The sequence below is a fragment of the Pseudomonas sp. DR48 genome (assembly GCF_019823085.1).
Lineage (GTDB): Bacteria > Pseudomonadota > Gammaproteobacteria > Pseudomonadales > Pseudomonadaceae > Aquipseudomonas.
In genome coordinates this window covers 5,443,791-5,465,112 of the sequence record NZ_CP081946.1, presented here as the reverse complement: position 1 = coordinate 5,465,112, position 21,322 = coordinate 5,443,791, and the positions used below count along the sequence as shown (strand labels likewise).

Annotated in this window: 19 protein-coding genes; 18 read left to right on the top strand and 1 reads right to left on the bottom strand. The window is 59.9% G+C overall.

Annotation, left to right across the window (positions count from 1 at the left end; genetic code table 11):
- Window positions 1-53: 53 nt before the first annotated feature.
- Genes arnB through K5K95_RS24740 form a run of 9 tightly spaced genes read left to right on the top strand, consistent with a single transcriptional unit; the run spans window position 54 to window position 10,461 of the window.
- Window positions 54-1,202 carry a UDP-4-amino-4-deoxy-L-arabinose aminotransferase gene (gene arnB, locus K5K95_RS24780; RefSeq protein WP_222586548.1) on the top strand — a complete coding sequence of 383 codons (1,149 nt, stop codon included), beginning with the start codon at window positions 54-56 and terminating at the stop codon, window positions 1,200-1,202.
- Complete coding sequence (gene arnC, locus K5K95_RS24775; protein WP_222586547.1) at window positions 1,199-2,218, top strand: undecaprenyl-phosphate 4-deoxy-4-formamido-L-arabinose transferase; 1,020 nt, start codon at window positions 1,199-1,201, stop codon at window positions 2,216-2,218. Before arnB ends, arnC begins: the two co-directional genes overlap by 4 nt.
- Complete coding sequence (gene arnA, locus K5K95_RS24770; RefSeq protein ID WP_222586546.1) at window positions 2,215-4,221, top strand: bifunctional UDP-4-amino-4-deoxy-L-arabinose formyltransferase/UDP-glucuronic acid oxidase ArnA; 2,007 nt, start codon at window positions 2,215-2,217, stop codon at window positions 4,219-4,221. Before arnC ends, arnA begins: the two co-directional genes overlap by 4 nt.
- Window positions 4,221-5,105 (top strand): 4-deoxy-4-formamido-L-arabinose-phosphoundecaprenol deformylase, encoded by an 885-nt coding sequence (arnD, locus tag K5K95_RS24765; protein WP_222586545.1) that lies wholly within the window; start codon window positions 4,221-4,223, stop codon window positions 5,103-5,105. The genes arnA and arnD overlap by 1 nt, the downstream gene beginning before the upstream one ends.
- On the top strand, window positions 5,102-6,751 hold the full coding sequence (gene arnT, locus K5K95_RS24760) for a lipid IV(A) 4-amino-4-deoxy-L-arabinosyltransferase (RefSeq protein ID WP_222586544.1): 1,650 nt from the start codon (window positions 5,102-5,104) through the stop codon (window positions 6,749-6,751). Before arnD ends, arnT begins: the two co-directional genes overlap by 4 nt.
- A complete protein-coding gene (arnE, locus tag K5K95_RS24755; RefSeq protein ID WP_222586543.1) occupies window positions 6,748-7,092 on the top strand; it encodes a 4-amino-4-deoxy-L-arabinose-phosphoundecaprenol flippase subunit ArnE in 345 nt (114 codons plus the stop codon). Before arnT ends, arnE begins: the two co-directional genes overlap by 4 nt.
- Entirely contained in the window at window positions 7,089-7,490 is a 402-nt protein-coding gene (gene arnF / locus K5K95_RS24750) for a 4-amino-4-deoxy-L-arabinose-phosphoundecaprenol flippase subunit ArnF (protein ID WP_222586542.1), read from the top strand. Before arnE ends, arnF begins: the two co-directional genes overlap by 4 nt.
- Window positions 7,487-8,866: a UDP-glucose dehydrogenase family protein gene (locus K5K95_RS24745; RefSeq protein ID WP_222586541.1), complete on the top strand. Its 1,380-nt coding sequence runs from the start codon at window positions 7,487-7,489 to the stop codon at window positions 8,864-8,866. Before arnF ends, K5K95_RS24745 begins: the two co-directional genes overlap by 4 nt.
- Window positions 8,863-10,461 (top strand): ArnT family glycosyltransferase, encoded by a 1,599-nt coding sequence (locus tag K5K95_RS24740; RefSeq protein ID WP_222586540.1) that lies wholly within the window; start codon window positions 8,863-8,865, stop codon window positions 10,459-10,461. The genes K5K95_RS24745 and K5K95_RS24740 overlap by 4 nt, the downstream gene beginning before the upstream one ends.
- A gap of 51 nt (window positions 10,462-10,512) precedes the next feature.
- Here the strand turns inward: K5K95_RS24740 and K5K95_RS24735 are convergent, their stop codons facing one another.
- Window positions 10,513-11,478 carry a LysR family transcriptional regulator gene (locus K5K95_RS24735; RefSeq protein ID WP_222586539.1) on the bottom strand — a complete coding sequence of 322 codons (966 nt, stop codon included), beginning with the start codon at window positions 11,476-11,478 and terminating at the stop codon, window positions 10,513-10,515.
- Between the two features lie 296 nt (window positions 11,479-11,774).
- On the opposite strand from K5K95_RS24735, the gene argH reads away from it, so the two are divergent.
- The 9 genes from argH (at window position 11,775) to K5K95_RS24690 (ending at window position 21,317) form a co-directional block, all read left to right on the top strand.
- Complete coding sequence (gene argH / locus K5K95_RS24730) at window positions 11,775-13,202, top strand: argininosuccinate lyase (protein WP_222586538.1); 1,428 nt, start codon at window positions 11,775-11,777, stop codon at window positions 13,200-13,202.
- Between the two features lie 150 nt (window positions 13,203-13,352).
- The gene (locus K5K95_RS24725) at window positions 13,353-14,231 is read left to right on the top strand and encodes an amino acid ABC transporter permease (protein ID WP_222586537.1); all 879 of its coding nucleotides are present in this window, start codon (window positions 13,353-13,355) and stop codon (window positions 14,229-14,231) included.
- A 10-nt stretch (window positions 14,232-14,241) separates the two neighbouring features.
- Window positions 14,242-15,006, top strand: a complete 765-nt coding sequence (locus tag K5K95_RS24720; protein ID WP_208668100.1) for an amino acid ABC transporter ATP-binding protein — start codon at window positions 14,242-14,244, stop codon at window positions 15,004-15,006.
- A 38-nt stretch (window positions 15,007-15,044) separates the two neighbouring features.
- Window positions 15,045-15,869 carry an ABC transporter substrate-binding protein gene (locus K5K95_RS24715; protein ID WP_222586536.1) on the top strand — a complete coding sequence of 275 codons (825 nt, stop codon included), beginning with the start codon at window positions 15,045-15,047 and terminating at the stop codon, window positions 15,867-15,869.
- A gap of 150 nt (window positions 15,870-16,019) precedes the next feature.
- Window positions 16,020-16,868, top strand: a complete 849-nt coding sequence (locus K5K95_RS24710; protein WP_222586535.1) for a polysaccharide deacetylase family protein — start codon at window positions 16,020-16,022, stop codon at window positions 16,866-16,868.
- Window positions 16,861-17,748, top strand: a complete 888-nt coding sequence (locus K5K95_RS24705; protein WP_222586534.1) for a polysaccharide deacetylase family protein — start codon at window positions 16,861-16,863, stop codon at window positions 17,746-17,748. The genes K5K95_RS24710 and K5K95_RS24705 overlap by 8 nt, the downstream gene beginning before the upstream one ends.
- Window positions 17,745-19,094 (top strand): MmgE/PrpD family protein, encoded by a 1,350-nt coding sequence (locus K5K95_RS24700; RefSeq protein WP_222586533.1) that lies wholly within the window; start codon window positions 17,745-17,747, stop codon window positions 19,092-19,094. Before K5K95_RS24705 ends, K5K95_RS24700 begins: the two co-directional genes overlap by 4 nt.
- A gap of 178 nt (window positions 19,095-19,272) precedes the next feature.
- Window positions 19,273-20,451, top strand: a complete 1,179-nt coding sequence (locus K5K95_RS24695) for an MFS transporter (RefSeq protein ID WP_090183632.1) — start codon at window positions 19,273-19,275, stop codon at window positions 20,449-20,451.
- 158 nt (window positions 20,452-20,609) lie between these two features.
- Window positions 20,610-21,317, top strand: coding sequence for an HPP family protein (locus K5K95_RS24690; protein ID WP_222586532.1), 708 nt, complete (start codon window positions 20,610-20,612; stop codon window positions 21,315-21,317).
- The last annotated feature ends 5 nt before the right edge of the window (window positions 21,318-21,322 follow it).

Below are 21,322 nucleotides of genomic sequence, written 5' to 3'. Positions count from 1 at the left end.
GATCCAACGAATCAGCGCTGAACGTCCGTATTTTTTTCAACCCCGAGGTGCCAATGAGTCAGGCTTTTCTCCCCTTCTCCCGCCCGAGTATCGGCGATGAAGAAATTGCCGCCGTAGAGCAAGTATTGCGCTCTGGCTGGATCACGACCGGGCCGAAAAACCAGGAACTGGAAGAGCAATTTGCCCATTATGTGGGCTGCCGTCATGCCGTGGCACTTTCCTCGGCCACTGGCGCAATGCATATCACGTTGCTGGCGCTGGGAATCGGTCCAGGGGATGAAGTGATCACACCCTCCCAGACTTGGGTGTCCACCGCAAACATGATTTGCCTGCTGGGCGCCACACCCGTATTCGTCGACGTTGACCGCGACACGCTGATGAGCGACGTGGCCAGCATCGAAGCGGCCATCACCCCGCGCACCAAGGCAATCATTCCGGTGCACTACGCCGGCGCCGCATTTGATCTGGACCCGCTTTACGCGCTGGCCGACAAGCACGGCATTCCGGTTATCGAAGACGCTGCTCATGCCGCCGGCACCTTGTATAAAGGCCGCCACGTCGGCGCCCAAGGCACGGCAATTTTCTCGTTCCACGCGATCAAGAACATGACCTGCGCCGAAGGCGCGATGTTCGTCAGTGACGACGAAGCCCTCGCCAATCGAGTGCGCATGCTCAAGTTTCACGGCCTCGGCGTTGATGCCTACGACCGCCTGACCCATGGCAGAAAACCTCAAGCCCAAGTGATTGAGCCGGGTTTCAAATACAACCTGGCCGATATCAACGCTGCCATTGCGCTGGTGCAACTCAAGCGCCTTGACGAGATCAATGCCAAGCGTACCGAACTGGCCCAGACCTACCTGAAGCGTCTGGAAGGCTCGAAGGCACTACCGTTGGTCATGCCGACGTACCCGCAGCAACATGCCTGGCACCTGTTCATCCTGCGCATTGACGCCGAGCGCTGCGGTCTGGATCGCGAAGCCTTCATGAAGGCCTTGCAGGAGCAGAACATCGGCACCGGTATTCATTTCATCGCAACGCACTTGCATACCTACTACCGTCAGCGCTTTCCTGACATCTATCTCCCCAACACCGAATGGAACTCTGCACGCCTGTGCTCGATTCCGTTATTCCCCGACATGACCACCGACGATGTCAATCGTGTCGTCGATGCCATTGAAAACACTCTGGACACACGCCTGTGAAACCGTATCCGATCCATTGCGTGTCGATCGTCATCCCGGTCTACAACGAGCAAGACAGCCTGCCGGAGTTGCTCCGACGCACCGAAGCGGCATGCGAGCAACTGAACCACGACTATGAAATTGTCCTGGTCGATGACGGCAGCCGCGACGACTCCGCGCAAATCCTTGAAGAAGCTGCCCAGCGTGAGTCCAGCAAGGTGGTCGCGGTCATTCTCAACCGCAACTACGGCCAGCACGCCGCAATCATGGCCGGTTTCGAACAGTGCAAAGGCGACGTGATCATCACGCTCGACGCCGACCTACAGAATCCTCCGGAAGAAATTCCGCGCCTGGTCGCCCAGGCCGAACTCGGTTACGACGTCGTCGCCACGGTCCGCAGCAATCGCCAGGACTCGGCCCTGCGCCGCTGGCCTTCGAAGCTGATCAACCTCGCGGTGCAGCGCTCCACCGGCGTTGCCATGAGCGACTACGGCTGCATGCTGCGGGCCTATCGACGGACCATCGTCGACGCCATGCTCGCCTGCCGTGAGCGCAGCACGTTCATCCCGATTCTGGCCAACAGTTTCGCCCGGCACACCACGGAAATCCTGGTGATGCACGCCGAGCGCGAGCACGGCGAGTCCAAGTACAGCCCGATGCGTCTGATCAACCTGATGTTTGACCTGATCACGTGCATGACCACCACGCCGTTGCGGCTGCTGAGCATTGTCGGCTTCGCCATGGCGGCACTCGGCGTGCTGTTTGCCACCGCGCTGATAGTCCTGCGCCTGGCGTTCGGCGCCAGCTGGGCCGGCCACGGCACGTTCGTGCTGTTCGCCGTGTTGTTCGTATTCACCGGCGGGCAATTTATCGGCATGGGACTGTTGGGTGAATACCTGGGCCGCATGTACAGCGATGTCCGCGCGCGCCCACGTTTCTTCATCGAAAAAGTTCTGCGTAGCCAACCCGCCACGCCAGTTTCCGTTGTCACTGTTGACGGCCTCACTTCCACTTCTTCAGATCAGGTTCTCTCATGAGCGCAAAAGCTGTTGTCTTCGCCTATCACGATATTGGCTGTGCCGGCATCGAATCCTTGCTCGACTCGGGTTTCGACATCGCCGCGGTGTTTACCCATGCCGATGATCCGAAGGAAAACGCCTTTTACGGCTCTGTAGCGCAACTGTGCGCGCGCAAAGGCATCCCGGTGCATGCTCCGGAAGACGCCAACCATCCACTGTGGATCGAGCGCATCAGCAAACTCAATCCTGAGTACCTGTTTTCCTTCTACTACCGCAACCTGTTGAGCGAACCGCTGTTGGCCACAGCCAGCAAAGGCGCATTCAACCTGCACGGTTCGTTGCTGCCGCGCTATCGCGGTCGCGCACCGGCCAACTGGGTGCTGGTCAATGGTGAAACCGAAACCGGTGTGACCCTGCACCGCATGGTCAAGCGCGCCGACGCTGGCGCAATCCTGGCCCAGAAAAAAGTTGCGATTGAGCGCAGCGACACCGCACTGACCCTGCACGGCAAATTGCGCCAGGCCGCTTCCGACCTGCTGCACGACACCCTGCCTCAGCTGCTTGCCGGCAAAGCCGTCGAAACGCCGCAGGACGAATCCAAAGCCACCGTTTTCGGTCGCCGCACCCCTGCCGACGGCAAGCTTGAGTGGAAGCGCCCGGCAGAAGAACTGTTCAACCTGGTCCGCGCTGTCACCCAGCCTTACCCGGGCGCATTCTGCGACGTGGGCGAACACAAACTGATCGTCTGGAGCGCAGAAGTCGCCAAGGGCAATGAAGGTCAGAAACCTGGTCGAGTCATCAGCGTCGATCCACTGCGCATCGCTTGTGGCGAAGACTCGCTGGTCATCACCTCCGGCCAGCGCAACGAAACCGGCTTGTACCTGAGCGGCCCGCAACTGGCCAACGAGCTGGGTCTGGTCGACGGCTCCATGCTGCGCGGCGCCGAGTCCGGCCGTGGCCCGCGTCGCACACGAGTGCTGATCCTTGGTGTGAACGGCTTCATCGGCAATCACTTGTCCGAGCGTCTGCTGCGTGACGACCGCTACGAAGTGTACGGCCTGGACATCGGTTCGGACGCCATCGAGCGTCTGCGTAAACACCCGCGCTTCCACTTCGTCGAAGGCGACATCAGCATTCACTCCGAGTGGATCGAATACCACATCAAGAAGTGCGACGTGGTTCTGCCGCTGGTGGCCATTGCCACCCCGATCGAATACACCCGTAACCCGTTGCGCGTGTTCGAGCTCGACTTCGAAGAGAACCTGAAGCTGGTTCGTTACTGCGTCAAGTACAACAAGCGCGTGATCTTCCCGTCGACTTCCGAAGTCTATGGCATGTGCCAGGATCAGAACTTCGACGAAGACACCTCCAACCTCATCGTTGGTCCGATCAACAAGCAGCGCTGGATCTACTCGGTCTCCAAGCAACTGCTGGACCGGGTCATCTGGGCCTATGGCCAGAAAGGCCTGAACTTCACCCTGTTCCGTCCGTTCAACTGGATGGGGCCACGTCTGGACCGTCTGGACTCGGCACGTATCGGCAGCTCGCGTGCGATCACTCAATTGATCCTGAACCTGGTGGAAGGCACGCCGATCCGCTTGTTCGACGGTGGTGAACAAAAACGCTGCTTTACTGACATCGCCGACGGCGTTGAAGCACTGGCGCGGATCATCGACAACGATAACGATGCCTGCAACGGCCAGATCATCAACATCGGTAACCCGGACAACGAAGCCAGCATTCGTCAGTTGGGCGAAGAGCTTCTGCGTCAGTTCGAAGCTCACCCGTTGCGCGACAACTTCCCTCCGTTCGCCGGCTTCCGCGACGTAGAAAGCAAAGCGTTCTACGGCACCGGCTATCAGGACGTGTCCCACCGCAAACCGAGCGTCGCCAACGCCAAGCGCCTGCTGGGCTGGACGCCGACCGTAGAGATGACCGAAACCATCGGCAATACACTGGACTTCTTCCTGCGTGAGGCCATGCTTGAAATCTCGGAGTCCTCCAAAGAAGAATCACGCTGATGCAGGCTGGCCTTCGAATCGATGTCGACACTTACCGAGGCACCCGTGAGGGGGTGCCTCGTCTGCTTGAAATCCTCGATGAAGCGCAGGTCAAGGCAACGTTTTTCTTCAGTGTCGGACCGGACAACATGGGGCGCCATTTATGGCGCCTCATCCGCCCGCAATTCCTCTGGAAAATGTTGCGCTCCAACGCCGCGGGCCTGTATGGCTGGGACATCTTGCTGGCCGGTACGGCCTGGCCTGGCAAACCGATTGGCCGTGATCTCGGCCACTTGATGCGCCAGGCCCAGGCAGCCGGGCATGAAGTTGGCCTGCACGCCTGGGATCACCATGGCTGGCAGGCCAATGCCGGACGCTGGAGCGACGCGCAGCTGATCGAACAGATCCGCCTGGGCGTGGATACCCTCAGCGATATCCTCGGGAAAAAAGTCGAGTGTTCGGCGTCTGCCGGTTGGCGTGCGGATGAACGGGTGATCGAGGCCAAAGAGGCGTTCGGCTTTCGCTATAACAGCGACTGTCGTGGCCAGAGCCTGTTTCGGCCGATCCTGGCCAAGGGTGGTTTGGCTGCCCCGCAAATCCCGGTCGACCTGCCGACTTTCGATGAAGTGGTGGGCCCAATGGTGGCCGCCAAGGATTTCAACGCGTTCATTCTCGATCGATTCAAACCAGAGAACCTCAACGTCTACACTATTCACGCCGAAGTAGAAGGGATTCTGATGGCTAACGATTTCCGTCAATTGCTGGCCGATGCACGCCAGCGTGACATTCGTTTTACTCCCTTGGGCGATCTTTTGCCCGAGACCCTTGCCACCTTGCCAACGGGACGTGTCGTGCGCGGCAACCTTGACGGCCGAGAAGGCTGGCTCGGAGTGCAACACGCATGAGTAACCGCTTTGCATTACCGCTGTTGCTGGGGATTTTCCTGCTGGCCTACTTGTTGCCATTGGGCAGCCACGGTTTATGGATTCCCGATGAAACCCGCTACGCCCAGATCAGTCAGGACATGCTCCTGAGTGGCAACTGGGTGTCGCCGCATTTCATGAGCCTGCGCTATTTCGAAAAACCGGTAGCGGGTTACTGGATGATTGCCGCAAGCCAGGCATTGTTTGGTCAGAACCTGTTCGGCGTGCGCTTCGCCTCGGCCCTGAGCATGGGCCTTAGCGTATTGCTGTGCTTCCTGGTCGCCCGTCGCCTGTGGAACGATCCGCGCAAGAGCTTTGCCTGTGCGCTGCTGTACATGAGTCTGACGGTGATCGCCGCTCAGGCCGGTTACGCCAATCTCGACCCTCAATTCACCTTTTGGGTCAACCTGAGTCTGGTCGCGTTGTGGTTTGCGCTGGACAGCACTGACCGCACCCGGCGCCTGATCGGCTGGGCGGTGTTGGGGCTCGCCTGCGGCATGGGTTTCATGACCAAGGGGTTTCTCGCCTGGTTGCTGCCGGTGCTCGTCGCCCTGCCCTGGATGATCTGGCAAAAACGTTGGCGTGAACTGCTGGTCTACGGTCCGTTGGGGATTGTCGTGGCCATTGCGGTCAGCTTGCCGTGGGTCCTGGCGGTGCACGCGCAAGAACCCGATTACTGGCGCTTCTTCTTCTGGCATGAACACATTCGCCGCTTTGCCGGTGACGATGCCCAGCATGACGCGCCGTGGTGGTTTTATCTGCCGTTGCTGGTTGGCTTCAGTTTGCCATGGGTGGCGTTACTGCCTCCCGCACTGAAGCAGGCGTGGCAAAGCCGCAAGCAGGCCCACATTGGTTTCCTGTTGCTGTGGTTGCTGATGCCGCTGCTGTTTTTCAGCCTGAGCAAAGGCAAATTGCCGAGTTATATCCTGCCGTGCCTGCTGCCATTGGCGTTGCTGCTGGGCAATGCGCTGGCTGACCGGCTCAAGCTGGAACAGGGTCGGGTGATTGGGCTCAACGGTCTGCTCAACCTGATCCTGGGCGTGACCCTCCTGCTCGCATTGGTCTACCTGCAACTGAAAAAGCCGCTGTACGACCATGAATTGCACAATCTGGTATTGGTGTTCATCGGCCTGATCGGCTGGATCATGGCGAACCTGCTGCAAGCTTTCCGCCCCCTGCAATGCTGGGCTGCGCCGGCATTCGGCAGTCTGCTGCTGATCGGACTGTTGCCCGCCGGGCTACCCAATTCGGTGGTGTCGAACAAGACGCCTGACCAGTTCATCCTGCATCACGTCGACGAACTGGCGCAGACCGGCAAATTGTTGAGCAATGACCTGGGCGCTGCTTCGGCCCTGGCCTGGCGCCTGAAACGCCCCGATGTTGCGTTGTACAACACGGTAGGCGAACTCAAATACGGACTTGCCTATCCTGATAGCTCGAAGCAGCGGGTGGACACCGACAGCGTACAAGAATGGATGCGCGAAGCCCGTCGCAACGGTTCTGTCGGCGTGGTGATGCGGGTCAAGGGTGACGATGAATTGCAAGAAATCGAGCTCTTGCCCAAAGACGGCAAACGTTACGAACAAGGCAACCTGGTCATTCTGATCTTCCCTCAAGGTGCGTCATGAGCCTGCTACTGCTCCTGGTCGCGTGCCTGCTGACCTGTCTGGGCCAGATCGCCCAGAAGTACGCCGTCGAGAGTTGGCGCGACAAGCCATCAAGCTGGGGTGAAAAACTGTGTTCGCCCTGGCTTTGGCTGGCACTCGCCTCGTTGGGATCGGGCCTGCTCGTCTGGTTGCTGGTGCTGCAGCACCTTGAAGTCGGCATTGCCTATCCAATGCTGAGTATCAATTTCGTGCTGATCACCCTGGTTGCACGTTTTTTCTTTCACGAAACCATCGACCGTCGCCACTGGCTGGGTGTAGCCCTGGTGATCGGTGGTGTCGTTCTGCTGGGGCAACACGCATGAGCCGGCGCCGTGGAATCACCTTCGCCATGGGCAGTGTGCTGCTCGTGAGCGCGGCCCAGCTGGGCATGCGCTGGAGCATGACGCACCTGCCGTCACCCGATGCCTGGCTCAGCGCCCCCCTTGATAAACTGGCCATCGCCGTGGTGTTTACCGCGATTCTGGCCTACGCGATGTCGATGCTTTGCTGGCTCGCCGCCCTGCGTGATCTGCCGCTGGGCCGGGCCTATTCACTGCTGAGCATCAGCTACGCGCTGGTCTACCTGTTGGCTGCCAGCCTGCCGTTTTTCAACGAAACATTCAGTCTTTCCAAGACACTCGGGGTGGCCTTGGTCATGCTCGGGGTCATCACCATCAACACACGTCCAGTTAGCGCGCCCGAACTCAGGAGTGCATCATGAAAATCAGTGTATTTGGAAGCGGTTATGTAGGTCTGGTGCAGGCAGCCGTTCTGGCTGAGGTTGGCCACGACGTGGTCTGCATGGACATCGACGCAAAGAAAGTCGAACTGCTGAAACAAGGCCATGTAAGCATTTTCGAACCTGGGCTTGCTGCCCTCGTGCGCGAAAGCCTGGAAGCCAAACGCTTGCACTTCACCACCGACGAAAAACTCGCGGTGCAGCATGGACAGGTACTGTTTATCGCGGTCGGTACACCGTCCCAAGAGGACGGGTCGGCGGACTTGAGCTATGTGTTCTCGGTAGGCGAAGCGGTAGCGCGCCATCGTGAGCAACCGGTGATTCTGGTGGAAAAATCCACCGTGCCAGTGGGCACTGGCGACGCCTTGCGGGCACACATCGACAAGTGCCTGGTCAAAATCGACCGCAAGCTGCAGTTCGATATCGTCTCCAACCCCGAGTTTCTGAAAGAAGGCTCGGCAGTCGCCGATTGCCGCCGGCCAGACCGGATCATCGTAGGCTGTGAACGTGATGAAGTGCGCGACGTAATGCGCGACCTGTACTCGCCATTCAACCGCAACCACGACCGCATCATGTTCATGGACCTGCGCAGCGCCGAGCTGACCAAGTACGCCGCCAACTGCATGCTGGCGACCAAGATCAGCTTCATCAACCAGATCGCCGAGCTGGCCGAGCACCTCGGTGCCGACATCGAATCGGTGCGCCTGGGCATCGGCGCCGACTCGCGCATCGGTTACCACTTCATCTACCCCGGCTGCGGTTATGGCGGCTCGTGTTTCCCCAAAGACATGCGCGCGTTGATCCATAGCGCCAAAGAGGCGCATTGCTCCAGCGACCTGCTGCAAGCGGTGGAGGCCATCAACCAACGGCAAAAGAACAAGCTGTTCGATCGCATCAACGCTTTTTACAAAGGCGACCTGGCCGGCAAGACCTTCGCCGTGTGGGGCCTGGCGTTCAAACCGAACACCGACGACATGCGTGATGCGCCGAGCCGGGTTCTTCTGGAATCGCTGTGGGCCGCTGGCGCCAGCGTACGGGCATTCGACCCGGAAGCCATGCAGGAAACCCAGCATCTTTACCCGAACGAGCCGAAGCTGATGCTGATGGGCACTCCGGAATCGGTGCTGTCCGGTGCTGACGCGCTGGTCATCTGTACCGAGTGGCAACAGTTCAAGGCTCCGGATTTCGATCTGATTCAGGAGCGGTTGAATGCGCCGGTCATCTTTGACGGACGCAATCTCTACGATGCCGAACGCCTGGCACGCAGTGGTTTCCTGTACTTCCCGATGGGCCGTGGCGAGTCGCGCAAACTGCCGATTCCTCTGCAGCAGTGGCCCGCTAACCAAGGCGGCGCTTGATCGCCCTATCGCCTCCTGTTCGTCGGCAGTCGCTGGTTCTAGGGCTGCTGGCGCTGCTGTTGTTCATTGCAGGGGTGTATCAGCAGACAGTCATCGGCTTTGATTCGCGGTTCGTCTTGTTTGCCCAAGAGATGCTGCGTCATGGGCCAACGGTTTTTCCGACGTCCTATGGCCAGCCCTACGCAGACTATTCGGCGGTCTCGACGCTCTTCATCTGGCTGCTGTCGTTGCCCTTCGGGCAGATCAATAGCCTCACAGCCTGGTTGCCGAGCGCGATAGCGGCGGCGGTAATTGTCGCGCTGATGTACCGTTTGCTGGCGCCCTACTCCCCTCGTTGGGCGCTGCTAAGCATCGCAATGCTGCTGTTGACGAGTACCTTCATCACCGAAACCCGTGCGGTGTCTCAGGACCTGATCCTCGCCGCCGTGGCTTTTGCCGTTTTTTATCTGGGTTACGCCGCCGATCATTTCGGCGCGCGACGTCGCTGGCTGCTGATCTTTGTACTGTTGCTCCTGGGCTTTGGCGTTCGCGGACCGATCGGCCTGGTGGTGCCAACCGGCATGTTGTGCAGCTATTTCCTGCTCAATCGGCAATGGCAGCGCCTGTTCGGATTCGGCCTGTTAGCGGCGCTTCTGCTGACGGTGTGCGTCGGTGCCGTGTTGTGGCTGGCGGAAGCCATCGGCGGCCCGGACTTCATGCATGAGGTGGTGCGCATGCAGTTCCTGGGGCGTATGGACGGTAGCGAAGGCGTCAGCGGTTCGCTGTATTACTTCACCAGTTCGCTCGGCAACTATGCGATCGCCTATCCAATGGCCCTCCTGGCATTGGCGGCGGTCTGGCTGACGAATCCGCGTCAGGCTGGCCCCGAGTTGCGCTTGTTGCAGTACTGCACGGCAGCGGCGCTGATCGTGATAGTCGGGCTGTCGATCCCCCAGGCGAAGAAAGCCCGCTACCTGCTGCCGATGGTGCCTATGGCGGCGATCATTGCGGCGTATCCCTTCCAGGTGGCACAGGGTCGGATGTTTGCGTGGTTGCGCGGACTGATGCAAGCCGTCTGGTTGCTGATGCCGGTGCTGTTGGGCGTTCTGTTGCTGGTCGCCCATCGGCGTTTCCCCGCGGAACTGCCTTCGATTACCGGCATTTTGATCTTTCTCGCTGCGCTGCAAGCGATTGCCGTGGCGGCATTTTTCAGGCCCCGGTGGCGGGCACAGGTGTTGGCGTTGTGTGCGGTGCTGGCGTTGTGGACGGTTTACATTGTGGTATTCGAACCGGTCGAACGCAGGCTTTATGACACCCAATCCTTTAGCCTTGCAGCCTTAGCGCTCGTACAGAAAGATCCAGCGCCACTGGTGATGCACGGCATGGGCAAGGATGCGAAAGCGATCAAGTTCATGGTCAATATCGACCAGGACCTGCAACCGGTGTTTACCGAGTCGGCACAGGAACTGGAGAGTATTCAGGGACCCGCGTGGCTAATGATGGACAGCCACTATTACAAGGCCTTGAAAGGCACTCCGTTGGGCAACTTGGAACCGGCATTAAGTGGGCGTTTCGATAAAAACGACTTCGTATTGCTGCACTTGCTCAAACCATAAACCCGTCAGCATAAGCACTGGTAGTCGTTGTCCGCTCATCAGTGCTTATCATCAAACCGGCGCCTTCAAATCAACCCCCAATGCCTGCGCAAACGCTTTGACCAGCGGACTGCGCACGGTGTTGTGGCGCAGGATCAGATTGAACGGCGTGACGAGGCTTATCAAGTCCGGACGCACCGCCCGAAGCTGCCCTTGAGCCACCATTGAGGCGGCGTAATGCTGCGGCAGAAAACCAACGAATCGCCCGGTCTTGATCAACAGCGCCACGGCTTCCACCTGAGTGGCTGACGCCGAAAAACTGTCGTAGTGAGCAAAATTCAGCTTGTCGCGATGAATCGCGTAGCGGTGGTTCACACACTCGTGATCCTTGAGCACCTGGCTGCCGATTTCTGCGTCCGGCACCGAAAACAACGGGTGACCGACCGCGCAGTAAACCTCCGAACGTTCTTCATACAGCGCGTAGTAATCAAACTCTTCGCGCTTCTGATAAACCGGTACGATACCGGCCACTAACCTACCTTCTACAACGCCTCGCTCCACTTCATCCAGTTGAGAGGCCTGAAGTTGAAACCTTACTTTCGGCGACGTTTCATTAATGTATCTAAGCGCTGCAACTAAAGGTGAATTAGGATCGGAAATTGTATTGTCGATAACCCCCACACCCAAGTCACCAATAAGTTCATTCTGTGCTGAACTAAGCCGATCGCGAAAGTTGTCGACCGAGGCAAATAAATCGATGGACGCCTGGTACACAAGGCGCCCTTCTTCGGTCAGGTGAAAGCCTTCCCGCCCTCGGGTGCACAAGCGCATGCCAATGCGAATTTCAAGGTCGGAGATCTGTTTGCTGATGGCTGCCAGCCCCACATTCAGCTCGTTCTGAGCCGCACTAAAGCCCCCGGCTTCGACCACGGCCTTGAATACTTTGAGCAATTTGAAATCCAGCCCGCTGAGGGCCAACGGCGCCCGATGTACCGTTTTCGGTGGCGGGTTTCCGGAATTGGAAAGTGGGGTTTCCATAATGCTTATTTACCTCTGGCGCGCTATTCAACAACCTATGTCCAACAACAAAAACATAGCTGGCCAATAATAATGAACACAGAAAACCAGGCTTGGCAACCGCTAATAATTTCCGAACTTCAGTGCCAACTCACTGATTTCGAACCATTAAAAGCTGACACTTCGATCAGCTCTCGCCCTTTCGCAACTGCCCCTTTTGAAACCTGCTTTGGCCCCACCACGCCCGATTGATTCGTGGCGCGATTTCAGGCCCTGGCACACCGATTTCAGTTCGCTTACCGACGAGGAAAACAACAATGTCTCAAACCACCGACCGTCTCTGGGGTGCTCGCTTCAGAAGCGGCCCGTCCGAAGCCCTGGCGGCCCTGTCCCGTTGCCCCGAGCGCTACTTTCGCCTCACCCCTTACGACCTCGCCGGTTCCAAGGCGCATGCCCGTGAACTGCAACGCGCCGGGCTGTTGAGCGAACAGGAAACCCTGACCATGCTCGACGCCCTGCAACGTATCGGCGATGACTTCCGCGCCGGCAGCATCGCGCCGACCCTCGATGACGAAGACGTCCACACGTTTATCGAGCGCCTGCTGACTGAACGCCTCGGCCCACTGGGCGGCAAACTGCGCGCCGGCCGCTCGCGTAACGATCAGACCGCCAACGACCTGCGCCTGTTCCTGCGCGATCACGTACGCACCCTGGCCGTTGAAGTGCTGGCCTTGCAGCAAGCCCTGGTGGAGCAGGCCGAGCAACACATCGAAAGCATCTGCCCCGGCTTCACTCACCTGCAGCAAGCACAGCCGATCGTCTTCGCTCACCATTTGCTGGCTCACGCCCAATCAATGCTGCGTGACGTGCAACGCCTGGTCGACTGGGACGTGCGCACTTCCTTGTCGCCATTGGGTGCCGCAGCCATGGCCGGCTCCGCCATCGCACGCTTGCCGCAGCAGTCGGCCAAGGAAATGGGTTACAGCGGCGTCTGCGAAAACTCCATCGACGCCGTGGCCAGCCGCGATCACGTCGCCGAGTTCCTGTTTATCGCCAGCATGCTGGGGATCAATATTTCCCGCCTTGCCGAAGAGTTTTGCCTGTGGTCGTCGCGCCAGTTCCGCTGGGTCGCGCTGGATGACGCCTATGCCACGGGCAGTTCGATCATGCCGCAGAAGAAAAACCCGGACATCGCCGAACTGGCCCGGGGCAAGGCCGGTCGCCTGATTGGCAACCTGACCGGTTTGCTGTCCACCCTCAAATCCCTGCCGCTGTCGTACAACCGCGACCTGAGCGAAGACAAGAACGGCGTGCTCGACAGCGTCGATACCCTGCTGCTGGTGCTGCCAGCGATGGCCGGGATGGTCGCGACCATGAAGGTCAATGTCGAAGAACTGCGGCGCCAGGCGCCATTGGGCTTCACCCTCGCCACCGAAGTCGCCGACTGGCTGGCCATGCGCGGCGTGCCGTTCAAGGAAGCTCACGAAATCACCGGTGCGCTGGTCCAGGCCTGCGAGAAACACGACCTCGAATTGTGGGAAGCGTCCCCGGCGCTGCTGGCCGAGATCGATCCGCGCCTCACCGCCGAGGTGCGCGACAGCCTGACCCTGGAAGCCGCCATTGCCGCTCGAAGTGGTTGGGGCGGCACGGCGCCGCAACAGGTTCGCGAACAGATCGGCCGCTTGAAAACCGCCCTCGCCGCCCAGCAGGCGTGGACCGAAAACTATCAGGGCTTCCGCCTCTAAAGCAGTACGCAAAACCTGTGGGAGCGGGCTTGCTCGCGATAGCGGTATTACATTCAACATAGATGTCGACTGACCCGCCGCCATCGCGAGCAGGCTCACTCCCACAAGGGAATGTGCTTGACCTGAAATACCAGTGTACGGAGAAACAACATGAGCCAGACTCAGGCAGAACGACTCCAGTCGGAGCGCAAACTGGCGGAAAACCAGTTCGATATCACCCAGTACGATCATGTGCCACGGCGTTACTACGGGCGGATCTTTTTCGCCACGTTGATCGTCATCGCGATCATCGGCCTGGTGCGCGCCTTCGCCGAAGGCAAGATCGAATGGTCGTACATCGGCCAGTTCCTCACCTCCCAGGCCATCATGTGGGGCTTGCTCAACACCATCGTCATGGCGGTGCTGGCGATGGCGCTGGGCATTGTCTTCGGGGTCATTACCGCGATCATGCGCATGTCGGCCAACCCGATCCTGCGCTACGTGGCCGTGACCTACACCTGGCTGTTTCGCGGTACGCCGCTGATCCTGCAACTGCTGTTGTGGTTCAACCTGGCGCTGATCTTTCCCACCATCGGCATCCCCGGCCTGTTCGAGATGGACACCGTGAGCCTGATGACGCCATTCGTGGCCGCCCTCCTCGGCTTGAGCATCAACCAGGGCGCCTACACCGCCGAAGTGGTGCGGGCCGGCCTGCTCTCGGTCGACACCGGTCAGTACGAAGCAGCCAAGTCGATCGGCATGCCGCGCCTGCAAGCGCTGCGTCGGATCATCTTGCCGCAAGCCATGCGGATCATCATTCCGCCGGTCGGTAACGAGTTCATCGGCATGGTGAAAATGACCTCCCTGGCGAGCGTCATCCAGTACTCGGAACTGCTCTACAACGCGCAAAACATCTACTACGCCAACGCCCGGGTCATGGAGTTGCTGATCGTCGCCGGTATCTGGTACCTGGCCACCGTCACCGTGCTGTCCTTTGGTCAAAGTCGTCTGGAGCGTCGTTTCGCTCGTGGCGCCGGCAAGCGTTCTTGAGGAGCCCAACATGAGAAGCATCGTCAAGGCCGTGAGCCTGAACAAGTATTACGACCAGTTCCACGCGCTCAAGGACATCAACATCGAAGTCGAGCAAGGCGAAGTGCTGTGCATCATCGGCCCGTCCGGTTCCGGCAAAAGCACCTTGCTGCGTTGCGTCAACCAACTGGAAAAGATCGACAAGGGCGGCCTCTGGGTCGACGGCGAACTGGTCGGTTACCGCATCGCCGGCAACAAGCTGCATGAACTTAATGAATCGCAAATTGCCCGTCAGCGCCTGGCCACCGGGATGGTGTTCCAGCGTTTCAACCTGTTCCCGCACATGACGGTGCTGCAAAACATCATCGAAGGGCCGTGCCAGGTGCTCAAGCGTTCGCCCAAAGAGGCGACCGAAGAAGCCGTGGAACTGCTCGCTCGCGTCGGCCTGGCCGACAAGCGCAACAGCTACCCGATCGAGCTCTCGGGTGGTCAGCAACAACGTGTCGCCATTGCTCGCGCATTGGCCATGCGACCCAAGCTGATGCTGTTCGATGAACCCACTTCGGCACTCGACCCGGAACTGGTCGGTGAGGTGCTGTCGGTGATGCGCGATCTGGCGCAAACCGGCATGACCATGATCGTCGTCACCCATGAACTGGGCTTCGCCCGTGAAGTTTCCAACCGCATGGTGTTCATGGACGGCGGGCAGATCGTGGAGGCTGGAAGCCCCGAAGAAATACTAATAAGTCCGCAAAACCCACGCACCCAAAGCTTCATTTCTGCCGTTCGAACCTAAGCGCCGGTTGGCGTAACAACACTCATAAGAGAACGACCATGAAGAACTTCGTTATCCCCGCTGTACTCGCAGGCCTGATGGCTTCCAGCTTCACCTTTGCCGCCGAATTGCCGGCCAGCATCAAGGCCAAGGGCGAGATCGTCGTCGCGATCATGCCGAACTACCCGCCGATGGACTTCAAGGACCCGGCCACCAACACCCTCACCGGCCTCGACTATGACCTGGGCAATGCCCTGGCCGAGCGTCTGGGCGTGAAGATCAAATGGCAGGAAACCGGCTTCGAGCAAATGATCAATGCGTTGACCACCGACCGCGTGGACATGGTGCTGTCGGGCATGACCGACACCGCCGAGCGTCAGGCCAGCGTGACCTTCGTCGACTACTTCACCAGCGGTCCGCAGTTCTACACCCTGCAAAAGAACAAGGACTTCAACGAGATCACTGACCTGTGCGGCAAGAAAGTCGGCACCAGCCGTCGCACCACCTTCCCGGCGGAAATCGCCGAGTGGAGCAAGGCCAACTGCGAAGCCGCCGGCAAGCCTGCGATCAACGTGATCGGCACCGAAGGTTCGGCCGATGCCCGTGCGCAACTGCGTCAGAGCCGTATCGATGCCGCGATGCAGGGCAGCGAAACCCTGCCGTACCTCAAGACCCAGGAAAAGGACATGTACAAAACCGTTGGCCTGCCGATCTCGCAGCAGTTCTCCGGCCTTGGCGTGAGCAAGAAAAAGCCTGAGTTGAGCGAAGCCGTGAAGGTCGCGCTGCAAAGCATGATCGACGACGGTACGTACCAGACCATCCTGAAGAAATGGGACCTGGAACTGGGCGCGATCAAAACCGTGACCGTTAACGCCGGCAAATAAGTTAGCAGGCAACCTGGACCAAATGTGGGAGCGGGCTTGCTCGCGAAGGGGCCGTGTCAGTCAGCACTGATGTGAATGACACTGCGCTTTCGCGAGCAAGCCCGCTCCCACAGGGTTGCGTTCTACCGACGAATGAATGGAGCACCACTGATGTCCTCCTCGCCACAACCCACCTGGCCCGACCAGCACAAAGCCTGTCTCGCCCTGGCCTTCGACCTCGACGGCCCCACCGGCGATGCCATGCTCAATGGCTCGATCTGGCGCAAGCCCGAGTATTTCGGCTTCGGCGGTTACGGCCCCTATCGGGCGTTGCCGCGCCTGCTTGATCTGCTCGACGAGTTCCGCATTCCGACGACGTTTTTCGTCCCGGCCTGGGTCGTGGAGAACTGGCCGAAACAATGCCAGGCGATAGTCGAACGCGGGCATGAGGTGGCGTACCACGGCTACAAACACGAATCCTTTTACGCCCTGACGCTGGAACAGCAAAAGGACGTGATGAAACTGTCCCGCGACGTGTTCTGGAAGCACCTGAACATCCGCGCCGAAGGCTTTCGCACGCCATCCGGCGATTGGCGGGCAGAAACTCCGGCCATGCTGGTGGAAGCCGGCGTGACCTATTCAAGCAGCATGCGCGGCGACGACCGACCGTATCTGGTCAACGTCCCGGGCTTCGACACACCGCTGGTGGAAATCCCCGGGCGCTGGGAAATGGACGACTACGCCTCCCTCGCCTACACCCGCGCACCGGACTTCCCTTCGGGCCTGGACCGCACCGCCAGCTACGCGCTGACCCTGGACAACTGGTGCCGCGAGTACGACGGCGCGATGAATGAAGGGCTGTGCCTGACCACCCTGTTCCACCCCAAGATCACCGGCAAGCCGGGGCGCATCCTGCTGCTGGAAAAACTCTTCGAACACATGCGCCAGTGCGATGACGTGTGGTTCGCCACCTGCCGCGATGTCGCCCAGTGGTGGCTGAAGGAGCATCACCATGACTGATTCCACTGTCTGGCCCAAAGGCTACCGCTGCGCCGTGGTCCTGACCGTCGATTACAACGACATCCACGGCATTCTGACCCAGGCGCCGGAAGTCGCCGGGCGCGACAAGACGCTGTCGGTCTGGCGCTACGGCACCCAGCGCGGGGTCGAGCGTTTGCTCGATCTGTTCGCGGAACTCGGGGTGCGCAGCAGCTGGTGCATTCCCGGCATCGTCGCCGAGGAAAATCCACAGCACCTTCAGTCCATTCAAGCCGGCGGACATGAGATCGCCTGCGCAGGCTATCGCCACCAAAACTACGACACACTCAGTCTCGCCGAGCAAAGCGCCGAGATCGCCAAAGGCTGCGACGCCTTGCAAGCGCTGACCGGCGTGCGTCCCACCGGGTTTCGCATCCCGGCCGGCAACGGCGCACCGGGTTTCATCGAGGTCCTGAGGGATCAAGGCATTCGCTGGTCGTCGTCGTGGCGTGGCGATGATTTGCCCTTCGCGCATCCCACGGCTGGGGAAGTGATCGAGTTGCCGCTGCACTATGAACTGGAAGACGAACCCTATTTCGCCTTCAACCTCAGCCCCGCCGTGCCGCCGGCGCAATCGCGAATCGCCTCTTACAGCCACACCTTGGGCAACCTGCAAATGGACTTTGCCGGGTTTCACCGGTTCGGCCTGTGCTACGTGCTGCGCCTGCACCCGGAAATCATTGCCACGCCAGGGCGGATTGGCGTGTTGCGCGAGTTGCTGCAAGGCATCCAGCAATACGATGACGTCTGGATCGCCACGGCCGGTGAGGTCGCGCAATGGTGGGCGGATTCGGCGGCGCCTGTCGCCGACGATCACCCGGCATCCGTGTATGAGCGCCATTATCGGGATTACCTGCTATGACCGAACGCATGCAGCGACTGGCGCAGTTTTGCGTCGATACGCAATTTGAAGACCTGCCACCGGCGCTGGTGGCGCAAGCCAAACGGCACATCCTCGACACCTTCGGCGCGACGCTGGCCGGGGCCGAGAGCGAAGTGGCGCAATTGGCCCGCGAGGTATTTGCCGGTGAGACCGGTAACACCCTGGTCTGGGGCACGGATCTGAAAATGGGTGCCGCGCAGGCGGCGATACTCAACGGCGTCGCCGCCCATGCGCTGGAACTGGACGATACCGGTGGCTGCGACCATTCCGGCGCGGTGGTGCTGCCGGCGGTCATGGCTGCGGTGTCGATGTGTGAGCGGCCGGTGAATGGCCGCGAGCTGATCACGGCCGTCGTTATCGGCTATGACATCGGCCGTCGCGTGCTCGAAGCGTGCGGCAGCTATTCGGCCCACAACGGCGCCGGCTGGCATTCGACCGCCACCTGTGGCGTATTCGGTGCCGCCGCCGCGTGTGCGCGGATTCTTGGTCTGGATGCCACACAAACCGTATCGGCGCTGGGCATTGCCGGCAGCTTCAGCGGCGGTCTGTGGGCCTTCATTCATGACGGTTCGCAAAGCAAGAAACTGCACACGGGCCGTGCCGCGGAAGGCGGATTGCTGGCGGCGCGGTTTGCCCGCCAAGGCATCACCGGGCCGTCAAAATTGTTCGATGATGTCTGGGGCGGTTTTCTCAAGACCCTGGCCGGTGACGCGGCCGTGCCCGAAGCGCTGGACGCCGACCTGGGCGTGGTATGGAAACTCGCCCGCTGCTCGATCAAGCCCTATGCCGCGTGTCGCGGAACCCACTCGGCGATCGATGCATTGGGCCTGTTGCTGGATCAATTGCAGGTGGATGCCAGCCAAGTCGAAGACGTGCAGGTGTCGCTGTGCGGGTTTCTGCAGGACATGTGTGGCGGCCAGAATGTCAGCACGCTGGCGGCGGCGCAGATGAGCCTGCCCTATGCCCTCGCCGCCCGGCTGGTGCATGGCCATTGCCGGCTGCAAGCCTATGACGATCAGCAACGTGGCGATCCGCGCATCGCTCACTGGATGTCGCGCATTCACCTTGAAGTGGACCCGCAACTGTCAGAGGATGGCGAGCCCGTTGTCAGCCTGCGGACCGTGGACGGTCGGCAGGCGAGCCTGTGTGTCGACCCGCCATTGGGTGCGCCGGGGAATCCGTTGAGTGATGCGGCAGTGGAGGAGAAGTTTTTCAGTTTGGCCGGGCGGGTCATGCCGCGGGAGCAAGCTGGGGAGTTGCTCAAACAATTGTGGCGGTTGGATGAGCAGAGATCGATTCGCTCACTGGATCGGTGGCTGACTTGAACATCGCATTGCCGGATCCGGCCTCTTCGCGAGCAAGCCCGCTCCCACAGTTGATCCGGGTGTTCACAGACAGTGTGTCTACATACGATCCAATGTGGGAGCGGGCTTGCTCGCGAATGGCCGCGACTCGGTTCCACGTCGAACACAATAAAATCTGAATAAGGACATTTGCCCCACCGTGGTCACCTACTCGCTTGTTATCCGCCGCCTGATGATCGTTTCGCTGACCATCGTCGTCAGCCGCGCCATCACCAGCCCGCTGCTGACGTTGTTCCTGAGCAACAAACTGGGCCTGAACCAACAGGACGTTGGTTTGCTGCTGGGCATCGCGGTGTTCATCGCCACGCTGCTCGCGCTCTACGGTGGCTATATCATCGACCGGCTCGAAAAGCGCCGGTTGTTGATTCTTGCGATGCTCTCCAGCGCCATCGGTTTTGTCCTGCTGACCTTCGCCGAAAACCTCTACCTGACCACGGCCACGCTGGTCATCACCGAAACCGCCTCGGCGCTGTTCCTCATCGGCTCCAAGGCGATCCTCAGCGAAAACCTGCCCATGGGCCAACGCGCCAAGGCCTTTTCGCTGCGCTACACCCTGACCAACATCGGCTACGCCACCGGCCCGATGCTCGGCGTGGTGATTGCCGGTGTGTACCCGATTGCGCCGTTCCTGATCGCCGGCGGCATCGCGTTTTTCAGCATCTTCCTGATGATCGGGATTCCCAAGGACGCCGCCCCGACACCCGCAATCGGCCAACCGCAAAGTTTTCTGAAAACCCTGGTCACCCTGAAGAACGACCGCACGCTGATCATGTTCACCTGCGGTTGCCTGCTCAGCACCGTGGTGCACGGGCGTTTCACCCTGTACCTGTCGCAATACCTGCTGGTGACCCACGATTCCAAACGTGCCCTGCAAACCATGGCCGCCCTGCTCGCCTGCAATGCCATTAGCGTGATTCTGCTGCAATACCAGATCGGCCGTTTCCTCAACCGCGAACAGCTACGCTACTGGATCGCCGGCGGCACCAGCCTGTTCATTGTTGGCCTGATCGGTTTCAGCCTCGCCGACAGCCTGGTGTCGTGGTGCATTGCCATGTTCATCTTCACCCTTGGCGAAATGATCATTTACCCCGCCGAATTCCTCTTCGTCGACACCCTGGCCCCCGAAGAGCTGCGCGGCAGCTATTACGGCGCGCAGAACCTGGCCGCACTGGGCGGCGCCTTGAGCCCGGTGATCTGCGGTTTCCTGCTGATGCACACGCCAGCGCCCACCATGTTCTATGCCCTGAGCGCACTGACCGCGATGGGCGGATTCCTGTGTTTCATGAGCGGACGTCGCGTCGCTATGCAGCAAAAATAATGCACTGAAGCTGCATTAATATGAATTTGTCAGCATCGGCGATCATCGGCACACTGTGCCCCGTTCCTCCCCCAATAGTTGGAACACCTTCAAGGGCTTTCTGGATATCCCAGCTAAGCCTTTTTTTTTCCTGAGATTTTCATTGGATCGTTAGCCCCATGCTCGCTCGCTGGTTACCCGCCGCCGTCAACACCCGCCCTTCCGAATGGAGCCGTGCCGCCATCGGCATGTCCCTGGGCACGCTGTTCAGCGTCTGGCTTTGCAGCCAGGTGTTCGGCATGGAAGTGGCACAGCATTTAATCGGCCCGCTGGGCGCCTCGGCAGTGTTGCTGTTCGCGGTGTCCTCCGGCGCTCTTGCGCAGCCGTGGTCGATTGTTGGTGGTTACTTGAGCGCCAGCGTCGTGGCGCTGCTGGTTGCTCACGTCCTCGGGCGAACCCTGGGCAGCGCGTGTCTGGCGGCCGGCATGGCGCTGATTCTGATGTGCTGGCTACGTTGCCTGCACCCGCCCGCCGGGGCGTTGGCGCTGTTGTTGGTGCTGGCAGACCCGGCGACCATCGCGATGGACTGGAAAGCCCTCGGCCCGGTCATGCTCAGCGCAATGACCATGCTGGCAAGCGCCCTGGCCTACAACAACCTGACGCGCATTCGCTACCCCAAACGTGCCAGCGAACCGGTGGCGATGGTGCCTGCCGATCATCCCCCGACCGACAGCCAGGCGATCACCGCCCAGGACCTGAAACTCGCGCTGGCGGACATGGAAGCGTTCTTCGACGTCACCCCCGAAGACCTTGAACAACTGATCCATATCAGTGAGTTGCATGCCAAACGTCGCAGTATTGGTGAAGTGTTGTCGCGCCGCGTGTAGCGCGA